This is a genomic window from Komagataeibacter oboediens (genome assembly GCF_003207815.1).
Taxonomy (GTDB): domain Bacteria; phylum Pseudomonadota; class Alphaproteobacteria; order Acetobacterales; family Acetobacteraceae; genus Komagataeibacter; species Komagataeibacter oboediens.
Map to the genome: position 1 here is coordinate 1 of NZ_NKTX01000273.1, position 520 is coordinate 520.

Annotated in this window: 1 protein-coding gene; it reads left to right on the forward strand. The window is 58.8% G+C overall.

From position 1 onward, the window contains the following. A partial coding sequence (locus CFR80_RS18825) for an ATP-binding protein (RefSeq protein WP_181418227.1) occupies positions 1 to 381 on the forward strand: 381 nt, incomplete at its 5' end. Positions 382 to 520: the final 139 nt, after the last annotated feature.

Below are 520 nucleotides of genomic sequence, written 5' to 3' on the forward strand. Positions count from 1 at the left end.
GCCATTGGCCGGAGCTGCATCCGCACAGGTCGGCGTGGCCGGTTCTTCAACGTGGTGGACCTGGTCAACCGGCTTGAGGCTGACAGTCGGGCGGCAAGGGCGGGTCGGCTGGCCGAACAACTCGGCCGACTGGACTTTGTCATCCTCGACGAACTGGGATACCTGCCCTTTGCCCAGTCTGGCGGACAGTTGCTGTTCCATATGATCAGCCGCCTTTATGAACAGACCTCGGTCATTGTCACCACGAACCTGTCCTTCGGTGAATGGGCCAGTGTATTCGCCGACGCCAAGATGACCACGGCACTGCTCGACCGTCTGACCCATCACTGCGACATCATCGAGACAGGGAACGAAAGCTGGCGGTTCAGGAACCGTAACTGAACCTCTCTCCAGATCCATACCTGCCCCGGCCTGTCTCCTTATACTACGGGCTATCACCTTTGACCTATATGAGCCCATTTTCTGAGGCCGATGGATCGGATGGTCTGTGGCAGGGCGGTGAGGTTGTTCCATGCGGTGC